Source organism: Gracilibacillus sp. YIM 98692 (assembly GCF_010993965.1).
Classification (GTDB): domain Bacteria; phylum Bacillota; class Bacilli; order Bacillales; family Amphibacillaceae; genus Gracilibacillus.
On the sequence record NZ_WIXM01000014.1, the window covers coordinates 1 to 22,802 of the forward strand.

At 36.0% G+C, this 22,802-nt stretch carries 15 protein-coding genes and 1 pseudogene; 13 read left to right on the top strand and 3 right to left on the bottom strand.

The window, feature by feature from the left end; translation table 11 throughout:
- Positions 1–364 precede the first annotated feature (364 nt).
- Positions 365–640 (bottom strand): hypothetical protein, encoded by a 276-nt coding sequence (locus tag GHD00_RS12780; RefSeq protein ID WP_163538568.1) that lies wholly within the window; start codon positions 638–640, stop codon positions 365–367.
- Positions 641–842: 202 nt separating this feature from the next.
- The gene (locus tag GHD00_RS12785; RefSeq protein WP_163538569.1) at positions 843–2,984 is read right to left on the bottom strand and encodes a hypothetical protein; all 2,142 of its coding nucleotides are present in this window, start codon (positions 2,982–2,984) and stop codon (positions 843–845) included.
- Positions 2,985–3,401: 417 nt separating this feature from the next.
- Between GHD00_RS12785 and GHD00_RS21475 the strand changes: the two are divergent.
- The 10 genes and pseudogenes from GHD00_RS21475 to GHD00_RS12835 all read left to right on the top strand — a co-directional run.
- Positions 3,402–3,551, top strand: a pseudogene (locus tag GHD00_RS21475) (PQQ-dependent sugar dehydrogenase); the annotation flags it as partial.
- 678 nt (positions 3,552–4,229) lie between these two features.
- Positions 4,230–5,765, top strand: a complete 1,536-nt coding sequence (locus tag GHD00_RS12795; RefSeq protein ID WP_240468689.1) for a pyridoxal phosphate-dependent decarboxylase family protein — start codon at positions 4,230–4,232, stop codon at positions 5,763–5,765.
- Positions 5,746–7,590: an IucA/IucC family protein gene (locus GHD00_RS12800; RefSeq protein WP_240468690.1), complete on the top strand. Its 1,845-nt coding sequence runs from the start codon at positions 5,746–5,748 to the stop codon at positions 7,588–7,590. The genes GHD00_RS12795 and GHD00_RS12800 overlap by 20 nt, the downstream gene beginning before the upstream one ends.
- A complete protein-coding gene (locus tag GHD00_RS12805) occupies positions 7,577–8,155 on the top strand; it encodes a GNAT family N-acetyltransferase (protein ID WP_163538570.1) in 579 nt (192 codons plus the stop codon). Before GHD00_RS12800 ends, GHD00_RS12805 begins: the two co-directional genes overlap by 14 nt.
- Before the next feature lie 80 nt (positions 8,156–8,235).
- Entirely contained in the window at positions 8,236–9,597 is a 1,362-nt protein-coding gene (locus GHD00_RS12810; RefSeq protein ID WP_240468691.1) for a lysine N(6)-hydroxylase/L-ornithine N(5)-oxygenase family protein, read from the top strand.
- A 41-nt stretch (positions 9,598–9,638) separates the two neighbouring features.
- Positions 9,639–11,450: an IucA/IucC family protein gene (locus tag GHD00_RS12815; protein ID WP_163538571.1), complete on the top strand. Its 1,812-nt coding sequence runs from the start codon at positions 9,639–9,641 to the stop codon at positions 11,448–11,450.
- A gap of 427 nt (positions 11,451–11,877) precedes the next feature.
- On the top strand, positions 11,878–12,831 hold the full coding sequence (locus tag GHD00_RS12820; RefSeq protein ID WP_240468692.1) for an autoinducer 2 ABC transporter substrate-binding protein: 954 nt from the start codon (positions 11,878–11,880) through the stop codon (positions 12,829–12,831).
- Positions 12,821–14,608, top strand: coding sequence for a sensor histidine kinase (locus GHD00_RS12825; RefSeq protein WP_163538573.1), 1,788 nt, complete (start codon positions 12,821–12,823; stop codon positions 14,606–14,608). Before GHD00_RS12820 ends, GHD00_RS12825 begins: the two co-directional genes overlap by 11 nt.
- Entirely contained in the window at positions 14,605–16,224 is a 1,620-nt protein-coding gene (locus GHD00_RS12830) for a response regulator (protein WP_163538574.1), read from the top strand. Before GHD00_RS12825 ends, GHD00_RS12830 begins: the two co-directional genes overlap by 4 nt.
- 264 nt (positions 16,225–16,488) lie before the next feature.
- Positions 16,489–17,775, top strand: a complete 1,287-nt coding sequence (locus GHD00_RS12835; RefSeq protein ID WP_163538575.1) for an MFS transporter — start codon at positions 16,489–16,491, stop codon at positions 17,773–17,775.
- A 106-nt stretch (positions 17,776–17,881) separates the two neighbouring features.
- Here the strand turns inward: GHD00_RS12835 and GHD00_RS12840 are convergent, their stop codons facing one another.
- The gene (locus tag GHD00_RS12840; RefSeq protein ID WP_163538576.1) at positions 17,882–18,778 is read right to left on the bottom strand and encodes a DMT family transporter; all 897 of its coding nucleotides are present in this window, start codon (positions 18,776–18,778) and stop codon (positions 17,882–17,884) included.
- Between the two features lie 382 nt (positions 18,779–19,160).
- Here GHD00_RS12840 and ystJ point away from each other — a divergent pair, with 382 nt between their 5' ends.
- The 3 genes from ystJ to GHD00_RS12855 all read left to right on the top strand — a co-directional run bounded on the left by ystJ (position 19,161) and on the right by GHD00_RS12855 (position 22,773).
- Complete coding sequence (gene ystJ / locus GHD00_RS12845) at positions 19,161–20,354, top strand: NADP-dependent malic enzyme (RefSeq protein WP_163538615.1); 1,194 nt, start codon at positions 19,161–19,163, stop codon at positions 20,352–20,354.
- A 135-nt stretch (positions 20,355–20,489) separates the two neighbouring features.
- Positions 20,490–22,076 carry a DcuS/MalK family sensor histidine kinase gene (gene dcuS / locus GHD00_RS12850; protein WP_240468693.1) on the top strand — a complete coding sequence of 529 codons (1,587 nt, stop codon included), beginning with the start codon at positions 20,490–20,492 and terminating at the stop codon, positions 22,074–22,076.
- Positions 22,069–22,773 (top strand): response regulator, encoded by a 705-nt coding sequence (locus GHD00_RS12855; RefSeq protein WP_163538578.1) that lies wholly within the window; start codon positions 22,069–22,071, stop codon positions 22,771–22,773. The genes dcuS and GHD00_RS12855 overlap by 8 nt, the downstream gene beginning before the upstream one ends.
- Positions 22,774–22,802: the final 29 nt, after the last annotated feature.

Sequence of the window (22,802 nt, forward strand, 5' to 3'; positions counted from 1 at the left end):
AATGTTTTGGGCGAAAAGCGTTCAATTTTATTGAGCAATAATTGACTATTTTAGTTTAGCAGTTACAACATACTATTGACGACTGTTGAATAACTATGTTTAATAACTTTGCTGAGGTAATGTTAAAAAAAATAAATTAGATGTATAAGTACCTTCTATTCTGACTTGGTATCACTCGACCTGATTATCGTTCAGCATTTACAGCATAGTGGAATGAAACACTAAAGATATGAAATAAAGGTTTGTAACTGAGCTTGAATACAGGATAGCCTCGAAATAAGGATATAGATTTCGAGGCTATTATTGTTTTATTGTCATAAAAAAATTATATTTTAAATATTTCGTGTTAGAACTGTGCTTTTATTTAATTCTTTTCTTTCAGTTCTCTAATCACCTTTTGTAATTCAGGAATGGTTTCCATTTTTGTGTTTTGAATATTCGTAATTAACTCTTTTACATTTTCAATGCCTTCTAACTCTGGAAACTTATTTATCGTTTTCTCAAGCGTCTTTGCTGCTTTACTTAGTTGTTTCTGAGCCTTTTCTGTTCTTCTTAACGACATGTGTAGAAAATCTTGTGCCTTTGGGTTGTTTGTTTTGTCAAGTTGAGTTGACATTTGTCCTTCTTTATTTTCACTCATCTCAATCTCTCCTTTTTTATAATTTAATATAACTTATGAAGGTTATATGATTCTGTTTGATACATGAACATAGAAATTTGTAAAATAGGCCTTTATACGAATGTTTGGGACCCCATCTTATTTAAAGTGTATTGCCGATGGGGTCCGCCACATTCTTCAAAAGTTTCCTAAGTGATTATTCCATATGACCTATTAATGATAGTTAACCTAAAATTTCAGATGCAGTAAACGTAATAGGTCCTCTTAAGAAAAGGTCTCCTTCTGCAGTCAGAATATATCTTACATTTTCTTCATTTGATCCAATACTATCAACGTGTAATACTGGAATAGGTTGGTTTTCGTCATCTCTATCTTCTGCATCAATTTCAATGGATGGAATATCGTAGATTACGTTAGCTGGGTCTACAGAGTTTTTATAAATTCTTACTCTTAAATCTTCACGTTGAGCTTCATCATTATCTACGAAAAATTGACCGCTAAGCAATACTTTGTTACCAGCTGCTACATCGTCTAGAGTTACTTCAGCTACTGTAGTTTCCGTTGCTAAAGGAGTGTTTGGTTGGGTCCCTGTTGGATTTACTGAATTTTGAGTGTCCGATTGAAATTCAACAAGTCGACCACCGCCATTATTGAAAGTAAATCCATCATCTGAAATAGTGATGTTTAAAGTTTGGGTTTGCGTAGGGTTTCCAATATTCGTTAATTGCGGGTTACCCACATTTGTAATCGTTTGATCGTTATCCTGCTCCTGCTCTTGTTCTTGCTCCTGCTCTTGTTCTTGCTCCTGCTCTTGTTCTTGCTCCTGCTCTTGTTCTTGCTCCTGCTCCTGCTCTTGTTCTTGCTCCTGCTCTTGTTCTTGCTCCTGCTCTTGTTCCTGCTCTTGTTCCTGCTCTTGTTCCTGCTCCTGCTCTTGTTCCTGCTCTTGTTCTTGCTCCTGTTCTTGTTCTTGCTCTTGTTCTTGTTCTTGCTTCTGTTCTTGCTCTTGCTCCTGCTCTTGTTCCTGCTCTTGTTCCTGCTCCTGTTCTTGCTCCTGTTCTTGTTCTTGCTCCTGCTCTTGTTCCTGCTCTTGCTCTTGCTCTTGTTCTTGTTCCTGTTCTTGCTCTTGTTCCTGCTCTTGCTCTTGTTCTTGTTCTTGTTCCTGTTCTTGCTCTTGTTCCTGCTCTTGCTCTTGTTCTTGTTCTTGTTCTTGTTCCTGCTCTTGTTCTTGTTCCTGTTCTTGCTCTTGTTCTTGCTCTTGTTCCTGCTCTTGCTCTTGTTCCTGCTCCTGCTCTTGTTCCTGCTCCTGCTCCTGTTCTTGCTCCTGCTCTTGTTCCTGTTCTTGTTCTTGCTCCTGCTCCTGCTCTTGTTCCTGCTCTTGTTCTTGTTCCTGCTCTTGTTCTTGCTCCTGCTCTTGTTCTTGCTCTTGTTCTTGCTCTTGTTCCTGTTCCTGCTCCTGCTCCTGTTCTTGTTCTTGCTCTTGTTCTTGCTCTTGTTCCTGCTCTTGTTCCTGCTCCTGTTCTTGTTCTTGTTCCTGCTCTTGCTCTTGTTCCTGCTCTTGTTCTTGCTCCTGCTCTTGTTCTTGCTCCTGCTCTTGTTCTTGTTCTTGTTCCTGCTCTTGCTCTTGTTCCTGCTCTTGTTCTTGTTCTTGTTCCTGCTCTTGCTCTTGTTCCTGCTCTTGTTCTTGCTCCTGCTCTTGTTCTTGCTCTTGTTCCTGCTCTTGTTCCTGCTCTTGCTCCTGTTCTTGTTCTTGCTCCTGCTCTTGTTCCTGCTCTTGCTCTTGTTCCTGCTCTTGTTCCTGCTCTTGCTCTTGTTCCTGCTCTTGCTCTTGTTCCTGCTCTTGTTCTTGCTCTTGCTCTTGCTCTTGCCATTGTACTTGAACTTGTTCTTGCTCTTGTTCCTGTTCTTGTTCCTGTTCTTGTTCCTGTTCTTGCTCCTGCTCTTGTTCTTGCTCTTGCTCCTGCTCTTGTTCTTGCTCTTGCTCTTGCTCCTGCTCCTGCTCTTGTTCTTGCTCTTGCTCTTGTTCTTGCTCCTGCTCCTGCTCTTGTTTTTGCTCTTGTTCTTGTTCTTGCTCCTGCTCTTGTTCTTGCTCTTGTTCCTGTTCTTGTTCTTGCTCTTGTTCTTGCTCTTCTTCTTGCTCTTGCTCTTGTTCTTGCTCTTGTTCTTGCTCTTGTTCTTGCTCTTGTTCTTGCTCTTGCTCTTGCTCTTGCTCTTGTTCTTGCTCTTGTTCTTGCTCTTGTTCTTGTTCTTGTTCTTGCTCTTGTTCTTGCTCTTGTTCTTGTTCTTGTTCTTGTTCTTGCTCTTGCTCTAGATAGTATCTATATAGATTTCTTTTAGTACGTCTACGTTTACCTTTACGTTTAGGCATATAAGATCACTCCTTTTCAATATTTAGGGGAATGAGTTATAGAAAAATGAAATAATTTATTCCCCTTGAAAGTAATGTATTCATAGCTACATAAATGGAATGGACGAGTAAGTTAGTATTGATTAGATTTTAGAACCATTTTTATCCTAATGATATTTAAACCTAGATTATTGTCCATATCGATAAAGTTTTTATCAAAAATGATTAAATTAGTTGTGCAAAAGTAAAAATTAAATACGTGGAAGGAAGAAGCGATTTTATTAGAGGAAATTCCGGGTGGTAGAATAAAAATTGGTAAGATGAGAAATTGTATGCGACCACTGATGTTACTGACAAGCGAGAAAGTGCTCAAAATGTTGAAAGTTTAACTGCGTATGAACTTGGACGTCACTCTATAGGAAATATAACCCATTTGATAACTCATATGTTTATTCCTATGGGCACCAGGGATTAGTCTGGGATGATGATGGACAACTATTTACCTCTGAACATGGCCAATCAGCTCATGATGAAATTAATCTGATTAAACCAGGAAAAAGATGGACGATTATTGAGGGGGATCAATAAGCGCCTATTATGGTTTCTCCCTGGTATCAAACAGGTGATGATACGTGGGGTCCTTTAGTATTACAATAAATAACAAAAAAATATATGTAACTAATTTACAAGGAGAGAGCATACGAGTGTTCAATGTAACTGATTATACCGTAGATGTTATCTTTGAAAATGCGGGTCGAATGCTAGATTTCAAAAAATCATCTAAGCATTATTCTAAAACTATTGGAAAAAAGGAGATAAATAACACCCCTTTTTTCTACCGTTTCAATATGGTTTAATTTACTGTTCTTCTTATAGTTATACTTACACCGCCTTCCGAATTGTTATCTAAATCAATGATTAGGAGCGTTTATTCTATCTCCGCTATTATCTTTAATTAATTTAGCATTTTATCCAGGATCATTTGAATATTATGATTTAATTCTATTACCTTATTCTTTCGAAAAACAGTAGATGAATCGATCAAAAGAACTAAATCCCTCTTTTTTAATTGACAATGATTATCATTACCGTTAGAATAAGAACCGTTGTAATTGATACTGATTATCAATATCAAAAAACATGTTGGTTAATAGATTTAGAAAAGGTAACCAAAAATTTTTCAACATAATTGATAATGGATATCATTATCAATTATGTTGTTGAATATTCAGAAAACAAAGGTAGTCTATAGGAGGTGTAAGAAGGATGGTAGCCAAAGCAAATATTTTAGAACGTCTAAACACTGATATGGAAACACAAAATTATAGTCGTTACTTTTTAAATGCAGGTCAAGAAAGTATTACTTTTTATCAACAAGTGATGCAACAAGCACAAACAGCATTAGTTAATCAATTCTCTGCAAATCAAAAACCATACAGTGGCTTAAGTTATCAGGAACTTAACTCTCTTTTAAGTAGGACATTCCAGGAAGTTGTTCCAGAAAAACCTGTACATGTGAATCAATTAATGAATGACATTGGGGAAGTACTTCTAAAAAATTCGATTGTGGTTACGAATCCCTCATGTATCGCTCATCTTCATTGTCCGCCATTAAACATAGCTTTAGCTGCTGAAGCTATAATAAGTGGAACAAATCAATCAATGGATTCATGGGATCAAAGTTCAGCTGCGACTATGTTAGAAGAAAAAATGGTGAACTGGTTAACTCAAGCATTTTTACAGAATGACAAAGCTGATGGTGTTTTTACGAGTGGAGGTACACAATCCAATTTTATGGGATTACTACTCGCACGTGATCGTTATCTTTTTAAGCAATTTAAATGGAATACACAAAAACAGGGCCTACCACCTCAAGCTCATAAATTAAGAATCTTTTGCTCTAAGGATGCTCATTTTACCGTAAAACAATCAGCCTTTTTGCTCGGTTTAGGAGAACAAGCTGTTATCCCGATAGAGACAGATCACAATCACCGAATGTGCTTAAGGGATTTGGATCAACGACTAAGAGAGGCGGAGGAACAGGATTTGTTACCTTTTGCACTAGTCGCAACTGCTGGGACAACAGATTTTGGCAGTATTGATCCTCTATCTGAAGTAGCAAGATGTGCCAAGAAACATCACATGTGGTTTCACATTGATGCAGCTTATGGTGGCGCACTTATCTTAAGTGACCGTTATCAAGATAAACTAAAAGGTATTAAATTAGGTGACTCTATAACCGTTGATTTCCATAAATTATTTTATCAACCAATTAGTTGCGGAGCTTTTCTATTAAAGGATCAATCAAACTTTAAATTTATCAAACAGAATGCAGATTATTTAAATCCTGAAGACGATGAGGAGACAGGCATCCCAAATCTAGTTACGAAGTCGATCCAAACAACCAGGCGATTTGATTCATTAAAATTGTTTATGTCCTTGCAGGCTTTAGGAAGAGAAAAATTTGCTGAAATGATTGACTACACCGTCGACTTAGCGAAGGAGACTGCAATGTTAATCAAAGAAGATAAAGAATTGGAGTTGGTTAATGTTCCTGAGATGAATGCAGTTGTTTTTCGATATGTCAATCAAACAAACAGTAAAAAAGTTGATAAAATCAATACGTTTATTCGTACAAGTTTACTAGATAAGGGAAACGCTATATTGGCTAGGACTCGAGTACAAGGACGTGTTTTCTTAAAACTAACACTATTAAACCCTCAGACAACAATGAAAGACATAAGGTTAATAATAAATCAGGTAAAAAAAATAGGAGGAGAGTATGAATACAATGGAAATTAATTTCAAACGTATTGCCGAGCAAGCGACAATGCAAAGCTTTTTAAATTGTTATTTGAGAGAGACTCAGAATTTTAAGCTATACGATCAGATACCAGATGAATTATTCACTAAAATCACGTTACATAAAAAAGACCAAGCCCTTATTCATTGTAAATTAACTCATCTTGAAATGAACTTATATGTCCCATTGATTTATTGGTCAGCTACTGGGCGACACTTATTTTCGTTTCCAATTTATTATTGTAACTTCGGTGAAAATCAAAAAATATTTGAAGTAGATTACCTGTCATTAGTTCATATGATTATGAAAGAACTAAGCATGGAGAATGGACAGGATGGAACGGACAATCAAGAGGAATTAATGTTACGTGTCATGCTAAGCTGTCAAAACGTAGAAACATATATTCGAGAAAGATATCCAGATACCAAGTATTTATACAAGATGAATATGGATTTTATTGATACCGAACAGTCATTATTATTTGGGCATTTAATGCATCCAACTCCTAAAAGTCGACAAGGGATCGAGGAATCGGATGCACCACTTTATTCACCAGAATTAAAAGGGGAATTTTCATTACATTATTTTCGCGTCCACTCTTCAATCGTGAATCGGGGGACAGCGTTAGGATATACAGCATCTGAAATTGTTAGAAACCAAGTGATAGAGGATCCATCTATATCAGATGAATTGAAGCAGATAGCTAGTCAAAGAGATGAAAATTATGAATTGATTCCCATTCATCCATGGCAAGCAAAATTTTTAATGAACAAGCCTAAGGTGAAAGAGCTGATGGATAAGGGTTTAATCGTGAGTCTTGGGCAGCATGGTCGTTGTTATTATCCTACTTCTTCTTTACGGACCGTGTATCATCCAAAAACAAATTATATGATGAAGTTTTCCTTAAATGTGAAAATTACAAACTCCGTACGTGCGAATAAATATATGGAATTAGAACGTGGAGTAGAAGTTAAGAAGCTAATGGAAGGACAGATTGGACAGCATCTTAAGGAAGTACATCCAAACTTTCAAGTAATGGCAGATCCAGCTTTTATGACCGTTAACATTGATGGCGAAGAAGAGTCAGGTTTTGAGGTTATTTTTAGAGAGAACCCGTTTAAGGAAGACAACGCATTAAATGCTACGTCTCTTGCTGCGATTTGTCAGGACACAGTAGAAGGCCATTCCTCTCGTTTAGCAGAGATCATTAAAAAGTTAGCCGAGAAAGAAGGACGTACTACTGAAGAAGTAAGTTTGGATTGGTTTAGAAAATATCTTGACGTTTCGTTGAAGCCAATTATGTGGCTTTTCCTAAACTATGGGATTGCGGTTGAGGCACATCAACAAAACAGTGTCATCCAATTAAAAAATGGTTATCCCGATCAATTCTACTATCGCGATAATCAAGGCTACTACTATTGTGAATCTCACCATGAACGACTTAATGAAATCTTACCTGGTATAAGTGAAAAAAGTAACACGATTTGTTCAGATAAGGTTGCAGATGAACGTTTACGCTATTATTTCTTCTTAAATCATTTATTTGGATTGATTAATACGTTTGGAACAGGCGGGCTAATTGATGAAAAGAAGCTGTTAGCGGAAGTAAGAATCGTACTTGAGTCGATTAAAGTTCCAAAGTATAGTTCATCAGAATTAATTCCAAGTTTATTGTTACACCGAAAGCTCCCGTGCAAAGCTAACTTACTTACACGTTTTTATGATATGGATGAACTAACAGGTTCACTCGAAACTCAGTCTGTCTATGTTGAAATTGATAATCCTTTGTATCAAAAGGAGTTGGTTACGGATGCAGCAAAATAGTGAATATGAATTTACCTTCTATGATCGTGAAATAGATTCTGAGATTGTATTTCGACGAGTAACGCTGGAGAAAGATTTGGATCGACTGCATCAATGGCACCACCAACCACATGTAATACCATTTTGGAACCAAAATTTTTCTGAAACAGCATATAAAGATCATTTGAAAAAGCTGCTAGCAGATCAACACCAGTCGTTATATATTGGTTATTTGAACAATGTACCAATGAGTTATTGGGAAGCTTATTGGGCAAAAGATGATCTGATTGCAAATTACTATGATGCAGAAAAAGAGGATCAAGGTATTCATTTATTGTTTGGACCGGAAGAATATTTGGGTAAAGGGTTAGCGCTCCCGCTATTAAGAGCAATGATTGCCTTTCAGTTTAAACATAAAAAAACCGAGAAGGTAGTAGCAGAGCCTGATGTACGCAACAAAAAAATGATCCATATTTTTGAAAAATGTGGATTTGAGCCGGAAAAAGAAATTGAATTACCTGATAAACGAGGGCTGCTTATGTTTTGTCATCGTGTAACGTTTAACACGGTGAATAATTGTTCGTAATACCCCCACTTAAAAATTTTGCGTAAATCAAAGGAGCAAGTGGGATAAGTTGAAGTTTCACTTTAAAAGGAGGTTTAAGGATGCGTTCACCCCATATGTATCCAAATAAAATCGATATGTATGATGTTATAGGAGTAGGAATTGGTCCTTTTAATTTGGGGCTTGCTGCTTTAACAGAAGAAATAGAAGATTTAAGCACCATTTTCTTTGATCAGAAGCCTTATTTTGAATGGCATGGAGGGCTATTAATTGAAGATACGACCTTACAAGTCCCCTTTTTAGCCGATATCGTAACAATGGCTGATCCTACAAGTCGGTATAGCTACCTTAATTATTTACAGGAACATGAACGGTTATATAAATTTTATTTCCTTGAAAGGTTCCATATTCCACGACGTGAATATAATCACTATTGCCAATGGGTTTCTAAGCAATTAGCGAATTGCAGCTTTGGTAAGAGGATTACAAATATTGAGTGGCAAGTAGATCGAGATAAACTAGCAGGGTATGAAGATAAGGGCTATTTTAAAGTCGAAGCTACTGATACTCAATCAGGAGATATTCAGTACTATTATTCTCGTCATCTCGTATTTGGGGTTGGCAGTGTTCCGTACTTACCAGACTGCTTTTCTGCACAGTCTTCAGACGATGTTTTTCATTCTGCAGAGTTCTTAGATAAAAGAGAGCGCTTGCGCCACTCGGAATCGATTACGGTTATCGGTTCGGGTCAAAGTGCTGCAGAAGTTTTTCTTGAACTTTTAAAGGAACAACGGACCTATCACTATCGACTTGATTGGTTTACACGATCAAAAGGATTTTTTCCAATGGAATATTCAAAGCTTGGTTTAGAGCATTTTTCGCCAGACCATACAAATTATTTCTATCGTTTATCACAGGATCAAAAAGATCAGTTAATTCCAAAGCAGGATTTATTATACAAAGGAATCAGTGAAACAACCATATCAGATATTTACGATGTACTTTATGAACATTCTGTTGGAGGTGAGATTCCTCCAGTTCGTTTACAAGCTAAAACGGAAGTAGCGGATGTTAAAGAAATAAAGACAGAGGAAGGAAGTAACTATCAATTAATTTGTAACCAGTGGGAACAGGATCAACCGTTCACGCATGAAAGTGAAGTAGTTATTGCAGCAACTGGTTATCAACATCCTATTCCTGGCTTCTTGTCTAACCTATCTTCCATTATTAAGTGGGATGATAACGGAAGGTATAAAGTAAGTAAGAACTATGAGCTGCAATTAACGAAAGAGATTCCTAACAAAATTTTTATCCAGAATGGGGAAATGCACACACATGGCGTAGGTGCTCCAGATTTAGGATTAGGATGCTATCGTAACTCGGTCATTATTAATGAACTGATGAATCAAGAAATCTATCCGGTTCATAAGAGAAATGTCTTTCAACAGTTTGGAGTTGAGTAATTTAAGAATGACGTAATATTAAATTGAGGGAGAGTGAAAGAATGCAATATGAAAACCAACTACAAGTAATCCTTAAATCAGACACGTGGAAAGCTGCAGGTGAATATTTATTAGCAAAAATGATATCTGAATTTATGTATGAGGATATTATTTTTCCAACAGTTGTGTCGGAAAAGGACAACATTATCAGATATGAGCTAAAGCCAAATAACAAAGTGATTTACCAGTTTGAAGGTAAAAAACGTCTAATGGACAGCTATCATATTTTCAAAAACACCATTCGCCGTTTTGAAAATGGAAACTGGGAAAAAGGAGACAACCCCATCCAGTTTATTCTAGATATTCAAGAGACTGTAGGGATGGCGCCGTTAACAACAGGACATTTGATAAAGGAGTATAACAATACGTTATTGGCGGATGCGCATATATTAGAAAAAAAACAAAACATAACGTCGGATGATTTAGTCCATATGGATTATGTTGAATTAGAGGGAGAAATGGAAGGGCACCCTTGGATCACATACAATAAAGGACGTATTGGATTTGATTATCAGGATTACCTTTCTTACGCACCAGAGCAAAAAAAGAAAGTAAAGCTTTCATGGGTGGCAGTACATAAGGATGTTGCAACATTCCAATCGATACCAGATGTAAACTATGAAAATTTAATAAAAGGTGAGTTAGGAAAGGGGAAATTGGAGCAAATTAAAGAAAAATTAACGAAGGATGGATTGGATGATTCAAACTATTTCTTCCTTCCTATCCATGACTGGCAATGGAACAACGTGATTATTCAATTTTTTCCAGAGGATATAGCAAAGCAAAAGATTGTTCCACTTGGGAATGGAGAAGATGACTACCTTCCACAGCAGTCAATTCGTACATTTGCTAATACAACGAATAAAACTAAGCATCATGTCAAATTACCGATAAGTATTTTAAACACGTTAGTATATAGAGGACTTCCTGGAGAACGAACCGTAGTAGCACCAATGATTACAAACTATATTCATAAGATTAGAAAGGAAGATTCCTTCTTACATGATGAGTGTCGCGTGATTTTACCAGGTGAAGTGGCTAGTATAAACTATAATCATCCTTATTATGAACAATTGAAAGGTGCTCCATATCAATATTTAGAAATGCTAGGAGTCATATGGCGTGAAAGTATTTATTCCTTTTTAGATGAAGGAGAAAAGGCTATTACACTGGCGTCCCTCTTGTATGTTGATAAGGACGGAAAGCCATTTGTTTCTTCTTTAATCGAAAAGTCTGGTTTGACTGTGCAGGAATGGTTAGATCAATTATTTAGTGTGATGTTACCGCCGTTATTACATTATCTATATAAATATGGCATCGTATTTTCTCCACATGGTCAAAATACGGTATTAGTATTAAAAGATAACAAACCGCATCGATTGGCAATAAAAGATTTTGTAGATGATGTCAATGTGAGTGATGAACCTCTTCCTGAGTTAGATTCACTACCGGAGGAATTAATGCCAGTATTACGTAGTGAACCAGCGGAAGGATTATGTCAATTTATTTTTACAGGTTTATTTGTCTGCCATTTCCGTTATTTAGCTGACATTCTTGATGTCTATTACCAATACGATGAAGAAGCGTTCTGGAGTCAGCTTCGACAATCTATTGTTGATTACCAGAAACGGTTCCCGGAATTAGAGGAAAGGTTCCGTATATTTGATTTATTAAGACCATCTTTTACAAAACTGTGCTTAAACCGAAATAGAATGATTGATTATGGATACAGTGACGATGATGACCGACCACATGCATCGGAATTTGGAAAAGTCCTTAATCCATTATATGTAGTTTCTCGTGAACGCGTATAGAATTAAAAACCGTTATTAGTAGCTAAAGATCGCCTCATTATAGGCCTAGGGACGGCTTATCCTTTAGCACAAAGAATGTTATTTGGGTGAACTGATACTTTCAGTTCACTCTTTTTGGTTTTTAAGGTACATTTGTCATTTTTAATAAGCATTGAGGAATGAATCAGAGAAATAATTATATTTAGTTGACTTCCGTATAATGACGACGTGTAGTTTGGAAATATAGTATAATAGTAGTTATGAACTATACAGAAATACAGTGATTGGAATGGAAAGCAATTTTTTTCTTATATAGTGATAATGATGATTTTAATTAGGAGATGTTTATCAAATGAGTAAGAAACTTCTCTTCCCCCTTTTTTTATTAACAACAATCATAATGATTTATATTTTTTTTATCAAATCGTCACAGGGAGATTATGAAATATTGTACACATATGAACCTGAAGAAAGGGAGCTAGCAATAGAACAGGAATCAAAAAAATATAAGATAGCTGTTGTTCCTAAACAGCATAATATCCCTTATTTTCGTGCTGTTGAAAAAGGAGCAATAGATGCAGCTGAGGAATTGGAAATGGAACTGATTTATCAAGGTCCAGCATTAGCTGATTCAGACCTGCAGATCTCAACAATTCAAGAAATAATGGATCAAAATGTTGATTTAATAGCTGTTTCAGCTATTGATCCAAATAAATTGGCTCCTGTGTTAAAAGAAGCACAAAACAAAGGTATCGAAGTTATTACATGGGATTCTGATGTATTATCTTCTTCACGATCTTTCTTTATAAACATGGTCAATCCAGAAACCTTGGGGAGACACCTTATGGATATGATGGCTTTGACAATGGATGATCATGGAGATTTTGCTATTATAACAGGCTCTGCTTCAGCGGCAAATATTAATGAATGGCTTAAATGGATTAAAATTCAACATGAAGAGTATTATCCAAATATGAATTTGGTTGAAGTTGTTCCAACAGATGATAATCCTGCCAAAGCATATGAAATTGCAATAGATCTTATGAAGGAATACCCTGATTTAAAAGGGGTTATTGGAAACTCTTCTGTCGGACCACCTGCTGCAGCTCAAGCGGTAATGGATTTAGGGAAAAAAGGAGAAGTTTCTGTAGTAGGTTTATCTTCCCCGTCTGAAATGAAAGGCTATTTAAATAATGGAGCAGCTCAAGTATCTACTTTATGGAGTCCTGAAAAATTAGGTTATTTAACAGTTAGTTTATCAAAGCAGTTATTAGAAGGAGAATATCCAAATGATCTCCAAGATGTTCCTAATGTAGGGAGGATTCAGGTGAAGGGGGACACGGTCATTATGGGAGAACCAATCGATTTTACAAAGGAAAATGTGGATCAATATGATTTCTAAACTAATAGCGCCATTTAAAAATTACCGTTTCACATCAAAACTCATGATTACATATATTTTGTTAACGGTTATTCCAATGGCCTTCCTTGGCTATATTTCATATAATCAGTATACAAAATCGATCGAGCAACAAGCAGGTGAAAATTATCCAAAACTTTTAAGACAAGCTAAAATGAATATAGATCAGCAACTCTCTGAGATACAAAAACTAAATGAACTTTTGTATAGTTCATCAACCATTATGTCTATTTTAAGAACCGAAGAATATCAAAACCAGTCTGCTTTATTAAGGGATCAATTTGAAATGAACACTTATTTATCAAGAACTTTCTTAAGTGGGATTCATTCCGATATATTGGCGGTATTTGTCCAGTCCAATGATCGTTTATTTCATAGTACGAGAGTACCATTAGTCGAAGAAGTAAACAGTACTAATTTGCAGCATATTAGCTATAATCGAGCAATACCGTTTTATGAAACCGAACTTAGATTTGAAGGCGACATTCCATATCTCATGCTTGAAAGAGAGATCATTGATTTTGATAATCGCGAAAGTTTAGGCACGATGTATATTGTGGTTGACATTAGGTTTGTCGATCGAGTGATTCAGGATATAAGTGAAAAAGCTGATGTATGGATTATGGATCATAACCAACGATTTATTTATCATACAGATCAAGAGAAAATCGGAAGGATATATGATGAAATAAAAAGGATTCCAGTGTTTAATGGGAGTTTTAAGACATTGTCTGAAGAGGATAATAAAGTCATGAGTGTAAGCCAGTCAGAAAAAAACGATTGGACGTTTGTTCACAGTATTCAAACCAAATATTTAACTGAACAAACAAATCTAGTTCGTAACGTAACAATTATTTTCTTTATTGTGTTTGTCTTGATCTCTGCTATTATTTCTATTCTATTAGCTTGGAATGTAACAAAACCTATACATCAATTGAAACTTTTGATGAAGGATGTTGAGAAAGGAAACTTTAATGTTGATCTCTCTATGAATTCAAAAGATGAAGTAGGAATGTTAGCAAAAAGCTTTAATTCAATGGTATATAGGATAAAAGAGTTAATTAGAATAAATTATCAAACGGGTCTTCGGCAAAAAGAAGCTGAATTGTATGCGTTACAATCTCAAATAAACCCCCATTTTATGTACAATACATTAGAAACGATAAGTATGTCAGTAGAAGAAGGAGAAACCGACTCAGTTGTTGAGATGGTTGCACTTCTAGGTCAAATGTTACGTTATTCATTAAGTAATAAAGATGAAGTGGTTCCTATAACAACTGAAGTTTCACACATTAAAGATTATCTCATCATCCAGAAGTACCGATTTGAAGAAAGGTTATCTTTTAAGGTGGAGGAGAAAATCGATATAAGCCTGTACAATACACCAAAATTTATTTTGCAGCCAATTGTAGAGAATGCAATTAAATATACGATTGAAAGAAATGAACTTGCGAATGTCACAATTATTATTGCAAAAGAAACGTTTGATGCTGGAGAAGAAACGATCGTTTTTCGAATTGTTGATAACGGTCCAGGTATTCCTCCTGATAAATTAAAGTATCTTGAAACGTTACTAAAAGATGACCCGATGACGAAGAAAAGCTCCAGTTTTGGATTGTTAAATGTTCATGCAAGGATCGCCATCATGTTTGGCGATAACTATGGAATTACAATCAACAGTCATGAAAACATGGGTACTGAAATTGAAATACGTATTCCGGTTTTAGATCGTTTGAAAGAAGAGGTTGTTGAATCATGAGGAAAATTCGAACTATTATTATTGAAGACGAAGCAAAGATTCGAAGAGGGATCGAACGAATGTTACGGCAAAGTGGGGATGAATGGGAAGTAGTTAATACATTTTCAGATGGCGAGAAGGTGCTTCATGCTATTGAAAAAAACGATCTAACCTTTGATCTCCTTATTACGGATGTAAAGATGCCAAAAATGGATGGGTTAACACTCATTAAAAGTCTAAAGAAAATGAACTTTTCATTTATACCAGTTATCATCAGTGGTTTTAATGATGTTGAACTTCTCCAAGATGCATTACGTGAGGGGGCGGTTGATTATTTGATCAAACCGATTAACCGTAATCATTTCAAAGAACAAATGCAAAAAGTAAAGTCAAGAATAATAGAAAAACGAAATATGGAATCGCAGTTACAGGAGATAGAGGAGAAAGATGCAAAATTATCTTATGCCAATAAGGTATATCAACTTAGTGAGGTTACATGGAAAAAGGAAACAGATCTATCATTAATGCAATGGACCCAGCAATTCCCAGATGGATATTATTTATTGCTGTATGCAAGCATAGATAACCTAGCTGATAAAGAAAAGACTTTCAAAACGGACGAACGAGAAACATGGAGATTCACAGCTGAAAATATTATCGATGAGCTAACAAATGAAATGAAGCAACGGAAGCAATGTTGGTGGTGGAGAGGGGAGAAAATAAGTTATTGGATTTTGATTCGTCAGCAGGTCGTAGAGGATGACATCGACCTTCATGGGCATAAGACAGCAGAATTGATCAAAAAAAGCATTCAGAAATATACACCTTTTACATTTACTGTAGCAATTAGTAATAAGTTTTCTGACTTGTTATTACTGTCAAATGCTAGAGATCAATTGTTATCACTTATTCAAAATCGACTTGTCCATGGTGGTAACCGTATTTATTCTCCTTCTACTGTTAAAAAGCTTCAACAAAATGGGGATCAGTCAATGCTGCCAACAGATTTATATCCGATGATCCAGCATCTGGTGATTGCTGTAGAGAAACGTTTAACTAAGGAAATAGAAAGTCATCTTCAGCAATTTTTTGTGAAATTAAAGCAGCTTCAATCACCGGTGCTAATTACAAAGGCTATCCATGTTTACTTCATTACTCTCGTGAATCAATTAATTTCAAATAACGAAATGCCTCAACTTTCCATTGAAGATATTTTATATAAAGTAAGGAATGCTACTGATTTTTCGCTATTAAAATCAGAAGTAATCAATTGGACCAAACAGTTAGTGAGGAACAAAGAGATGAACCCGAGGTTGGATCATGTACAGGTGGCAAAAGATTGGGTTAAGAATCATCTAAAAGAAAACATCACGATTACCAAAGTAGCGGAACAGGTTTACATGAATCCCAATTATTTTTGTGAGGTATTTAAAAATCAGACGGGTGAAACGGTGTTAGATTATGTAACAAGAGTAAGGATAGAAAAAGCAAAGGAACTGCTAGTACAGTCAAATATGAAGGTGTATGACATTGCATCAGAAGTAGGATATAAGGATAATAGGTACTTTAGCCGTCTGTTTAAACAACATATTGGAGAAGTTCCGTCGAAGTATAGGGAGCTATATAATAGAAGCTAATACTCTAACGATTGGTCTTTAAATGAGACTAATCGTTTTTTTCTTAAATGATGGGGGAAGAAATATAAAACATTCTGAGAAGTGTCTACCCCATCTGAAGAATGTGGCATTGTGCGGAAAACGGTTTCTTAGTATAGTGAAAATATGAAAGGTAAACGCATTCACTTTTTATAGAAAGCGTTTTTTTATAAAGTCCAGTTCAGTAGGGACTAAAAAAGCGTATTTTATTTACCTTAGAGTTAAAAAACGAAGAAGGTGAGAAGAATGGCAAAAGAACCGTTAAAACAAGGAAGTTTAAAAGCAACATTAACTGTTGCAATGTCAAATTATTTGGAAGCAGGCTCTATCGTAGCAGGTGCCGCGGGTCTAACGTTATGGGTAGAGTATTTAGGTCTTACAGATGGAAGTGTGGGTTTGTTGGGAGCAATAAGTGCTAATGGTTTTGGAGCTGCAATTGGTGCGTTAATAAGTGGTATTTTAGTAGATAGATATGGAAGGAAATTTATCTATAAATATAATTTATTAATTTACATGCTAGGAATCTTGCTAATTGCATTATCTTTTAACTTTCCGATGCTGCTGATAGGGTATTTAATTACCGGGGTATCTGTAGGTGCTAGTATCCCTCCATCCTGGACATACATTGCAGAAGAAGCGCCTGATAATGAGCGTGCAGCACGTGTTGGTTGGGGGCAGCTGGCGTGGTCGCTTGGTCCGGTAGTGATTTTTATTTTAGCCGTATTGTTAGCTCCTTTAGGTTTGTTAGGAAGTAGAATTATTTTTGCAAAATTATTTGTAATCGCTCTTATTACTTGGCTCTTCCAGAGACAAATCTCTGAATCTGCTATTTGGGAAGAGCAGCAGAAGGAAAGACAAAAGAGTGGCAAGAAAAAACCTGTTTTTGATAAAGTTGCTTTTAAAGAGCTCTTTACGAATAAAGCAAATCGCCAAGCAATGATTTTATTAGTTGGTACCTATACCTTCTGGAACTTAGTTGCTGGTACAATGGGTTACTTCATGCCTTTTATTTACGAAACTATTGGAGGTTTAACTGGAGCTCAAGCAAACTTATTACAAGCTGGACTTTGGATATTAACGGTTGCGACTTCCTATTTCGTATTCATTAAATCCGCAGACAAAGTGAATCAAAGAAATCTATTTGCGCTTAGTGCTATTTTAGGTATTGCCGGGTGGGCTGTTTTAACATATGGCACAATGGGTGTCGTTGAATTAATCTTATTTGTGACCCTTTGGGGATGTGCGGCAGGTTTTGGTGCACAAGCATTTTATGGTTTGTGGGCAGCAGAGCTGTTCCATACCAAATATCGAGCAGGTGCTCAAGGGCTTTTATTCTTTATAGCGAGGGTAGGAGTAGGATTGATTTCACTAGTAGTACCGTTAATGCTAACGATTTATGGGTTTAGATTAACTGGTACATTTATGATTGCTCTATTAGTTGTCCATTTAGTTGTTGGTATCCTGTTAGCTCCAAATAATAATGGAAAATCTTTAGAACAAATTCAAAAAGAGAGATACGGAAAAAGTGCTTAAACAATTACTTGAAACGAGAACTTATCCATTTAGTTAAGGAAATAGTTAGGGAGGGAGTCACAAAAGTTCAACTTTTGGTGACTCCCTCTCTTTTTTTATTTATCACTTAATTCTTTACAGTTTTTTTATTATTCTTTTGGAAAACAGTTAAAAACGAAGAATTAATAACGAAGATAATGCCGATAGCTTGTAAAACATTTAGCGCATCTCCAAAGATCAGTACACCAACTAAAACGGCCACAATGGGTTCCATGGCTCCTAGAATAGCAGCTTTACTTGATTCAATATATGCTAAACCAAAAGTATATAACGTATAGGCTAATATAGTCGATATAACGGCAATACCAAAGAGGTTTAGCCATACATCAAATGAGTGGAAAGCGGCCGTTTTATTCCATAAACCACTAGTAGGCAAAATAAAAAGACTTCCCATCATTAAGGCATATACTGTAATCGTTAGTGGATGATAATACCAGCTAACAAATTTTCCTATAATACTATAAAGTGCACAGAAAAACGCAGATAGTAATCCTAAGATAATACTGATAAAAGGTATGGTGACATTGCCTATCGGTATTAATTGAATCGCAAGTGAACATCCGATGAAGGTAAGAATGAGTGAAAGGATTTTTGTTCGATTAATCTGTTCTTTAAAAATAAATTTTGATAAAGTCGCAACAAACACTGGAGCAGTGTATAGCAAAACAACGGCTATCGATAACGAGGTCTGTTCCATCACAGTGAAATAACACCAGTTAAAAATAACGATGCTGACAAAACCTAAGCCGATAAAATGAGGAATATGTTTGATATGGATACGTAAATACTGTCTGGCAATTAAACTCATGAAGACGACCAGAATAATAGTGGAGCTTGTAAGTCGTGCAGCTACTATCTCCCATGCTGTAAAACCGTGATTATATAATGACTCTACAAACAATCCTGTTAATCCCCAAAAGCTTGCGCCTAAAATCGTAATGAGGTAAGCGAAATAATTCTTCATACTTACACCTTCTTTTCTCTCTCTATTTTCAAAGGTTTCCGCAAAGAATATTGATTATGTTATTTTAGTGAATCTAGTTAGCATTAAGTATTGGAATTATAACATAATGAATGAACAAGTAAACCTATTGCCTATTATTTACAAAAGTTTTACAATCAAATATTTGCACTAACCTTTTTATTCACGAAAAATCGATACATACAGATTCATATCGCTTACTTTAATTTCAAAAAACATTTAATAGTAATAAAAGCTGTTAAGCAAAATAGAATCGATTTATCATAATAATCATAATAAAAATGTTAGCGTTTTATTCATGGTGGATAAAACGGAAAGCAGCACGAATCAACTAAAATATTATCCAGAAATGGAGCGGATGATGATGAGTACATTACGTGATAAAGCGTTGCAAATGCATCGAGACCACCAAGGGAAATTAGGTGTAACAGCGAAAGTACCTGTGGAAAATGCTCACGACCTTAGTCTAGCTTATTCACCAGGAGTAGCAGAGCCATGTAAAGATATCTATGCAGACAGTAGTAAGGTATTTGAATATACAATGAAAGGAAATACGGTAGCGATAGTGTCGGATGGATCGGCTGTATTAGGTCTTGGCAATATTGGACCAGAAGCTGCTTTACCGGTATTAGAAGGAAAAGGGGTATTGTTTAAAAGTTTCGCGAATATTGATGCCTTTCCAATTAGTCTGAACACCAATAAAATAGACGAAATAATTGAAACAGTAAAACGAATGGAACCAACTTTTGGTGGAGTTAATTTAGAAGATATCTCTGCACCAAGATGTTTTGAAATAGAAGAACGATTAAAACAAGAGACGAATATCCCTATATTTCATGATGATCAGCACGGCACTGCTATTGTAACCGTTGCTGGACTAGTAAATGCTTTAAAGCTTGTTGATAAAAAAATGGAAGATGTAAAAGTGGTGATCAACGGAGCTGGAGCAGCTGGTATAGCAATCGTCCATTTGCTGAATCGCTTTGGCGTTCAAGATATTATTTTATGTGATTCCAAAGGCTCTATTTTCGAAGGGCGTACTTATGGGATGAATCCAATCAAAGAGGATATAGCCAAAGTGACCAATCGAAATAGAATAGAGGGAGATTTACAAGAGGTGGTCAAAGATACGGATGTATTTATCGGTGTATCGGTAGCAGATGCGCTGACAAAAGAAATGGTGTTAACCATGAGAGAGGATGCGATTATCTTTGCGATGGCTAATCCGAATCCTGAAATTACACCAGAAGATGCAAAAGAAGTGGGAGCAAGAGTTATCGGCACGGGTCGTTCTGATTACCCGAATCAAGTTAATAATGTGCTAGCCTTTCCAGGAATTTTTAGAGGTGCCTTAGATGTACAAGCGACACATATAAATGAACAAATGAAAAAGGCTGCTGTACTTGCGATCGCTTCTTTAATTTCAGAAGATCAACTCTCAGAAAATTATGTGATACCAGCACCATTTGATGAACGAGTAGCACCTGCTGTTGCATCAGCAGTTGCAGATGCAGCAATGGAATCAGGAGTCGCAAGAAAAATATTGGTACATCAATAAAGTTTTAAGAGTAAGGAAAGATTGATTTTTAAAAAAGTCGACTGTCATGGGTGCAGTCGACTTTTTCCATTTGAGAGTTTCTTCTAATGTAAAGATTTCTGCTATAATGCAAGATAAGAAATGAGGTGGTTCGAATTGAAAGTACGTTTCAAATTAAGTGCTATTATTACCATATTTGTATGTATCGTTGTGCTAGTATCTTTACTCATAACGGATCTTTTAATAAGTGACACAACAAGTGAGAGAATTCAAAATAATCAAGAAGAAAAAGCGCAAATTGTATCTAGGACAGTGGCTGAATCTAGGATAGTAAAGCAAGGATTACAGAATGAAGTTTCAGATAATATCCAATCATATACGAGTGAGATTCAATCTATTACGGAGATGATGTTCGTCGTTGTAATGGATATGGAAGGGATTCGGTACTCACACCCAAATCGAAATAGAATCGGGGAGAAGTTTGCAGGTGGTGATGAGAAGAGAGTGTTACAGGGGGAAGAATATGTCTCTACTTCTAAGGGTACGCTCGGTGATTCCTTACGAGCATTCACACCAGTCTATGATAACAGTGGAAATCAAATAGGTGCTGTTGCCGTAGGAATATCCTTAGGAAACATTCAGCAAGCTCTTACCCAAGGGCACCATAATATTATAAAAGGAACGGTGTACGGTATTTTAGTTGGCATGATAGGAGCCCTTTTACTAGCTAAATATATTAAAAGGATGTTATTCGGACTAGAGCCTTATGAAATATCGAAACTTCTAAAAGAACGAAGTACGATGTTACAGTCTGTTCATGAAGGGATACTAGCAGTAGATGAAAACTTGCATATAACGTTAGTGAACAAATCAGCCCTCCGCATATTTAAAAAGGCAGGGCTAACTGATAATCCAATTGGAAAAGAAATATCCGAGTATATGCCAAACTCCAAATTAGCCCGAGTGATCGAAACAGGACAATCAGAACGGAATGAAGAATTAGATTTAAATGGTGTATCGATATTAACCAATCGCGAGCCATTGATCGTTAATAATCAAACCATTGGTGCCATATCCACCTTTAGAGACAAGACTGAAGTCAATCAACTTGCGAAACAACTAACAGGCATTCGCACTTATGTCGAGGCTCTTCGTGCACAATCTCACGAATTTATGAATCGTCTGCATGTTATACTAGGGATGGTCCAAATGGAAGCCTACGATGAATTGGAAGAATTTATTCGGAAAATAATTGATCATAAGAACCATGAAACATCCATGATTACCAATAGCATAAAAGATCCAGTAATAGCCGGTTTTCTAATGGGAAAATTAAGCTATGCTAGAGAAGAAAATGTAGAATTAGTCGTCACACCAGATTCCCAAATGAAAGACCCATTAAGCGTAGAGATGAGCCAAGAACTTATCACTATTATCGGCAATTTAATAGATAATGCAATCGAAGCACTTTCCGATAGTGAAGAAAAAAGGATAGAGCTAACATTAAAAGGAGATAATGAGAAATTATCGTTAGAAGTTCTGGACACAGGTCCAGGAATTCCAAATATAGAAAAGATCTTCCAAAAAGGTTTCTCGACCAAAGGTTCAGATAGAGGGTTTGGCCTATACTTAACAAAGCAGAGTGTAGATAAATTAAATGGAGAAATAGATGTCATAAGTTATGAAAATGGTACGAATTTTAAGGTTTTTGTAAAAATGGAAGAAGGGATAGAAAATGATTAACGTTTTAATAGTAGAAGATGACCCAATGGTCGCAGAATTTAATAAGCGTTACTTAAGTAAAGTGGATGGGTTTCAAGTGATTGAAATTGTCCATTCCGTTGATGAAGCAGCAAAAGTGATGGAAAGGGAAGACATTCAGTTAATGTTACTGGATGTTTATATGCCAGGAAAAAATGGGATAGAATTACTTTCTATGGTCAGAGAAAAGAATTTGCCGATCGATGTTATTTTAATAACCGCTGCTTCAGATGTGGATAAAATACAATCGGCCTTACATTATGGTGCGGTAGATTATTTAATTAAGCCGTTTGAATTTACTCGGTTTAAACAGGCCTTGTTACGATATAAAGAGAAATCAGAAGTACTAAAACAAAAGGAAAATTTAGATCAGAAGGAATTAGATCAAACATTATGGAGCACAGATAAAGAAAAGATGAAAGAGCCAAAAGCCCTGCCAAAAGGTCTGACAAAAAGCACTTTGCTTATCATTATGGATACAATTAAAGAAAAAAAGTCTTTTTCTACAGATGAGATCTCAGAAATCACTAATATATCAAGAGTGTCTGTGCGGAAATATCTGATGTTTCTAGTAGAAATCGAGGTACTGGAAGAAACACTCGTATACGGGATTGGCAGACCTGTGTACCGTTATTCCTATCAAGGAAATACAGAAGCTTTAGATCCATATCTTACATGACTCAAAAACGAAATGTTTTTGAGTCTTTT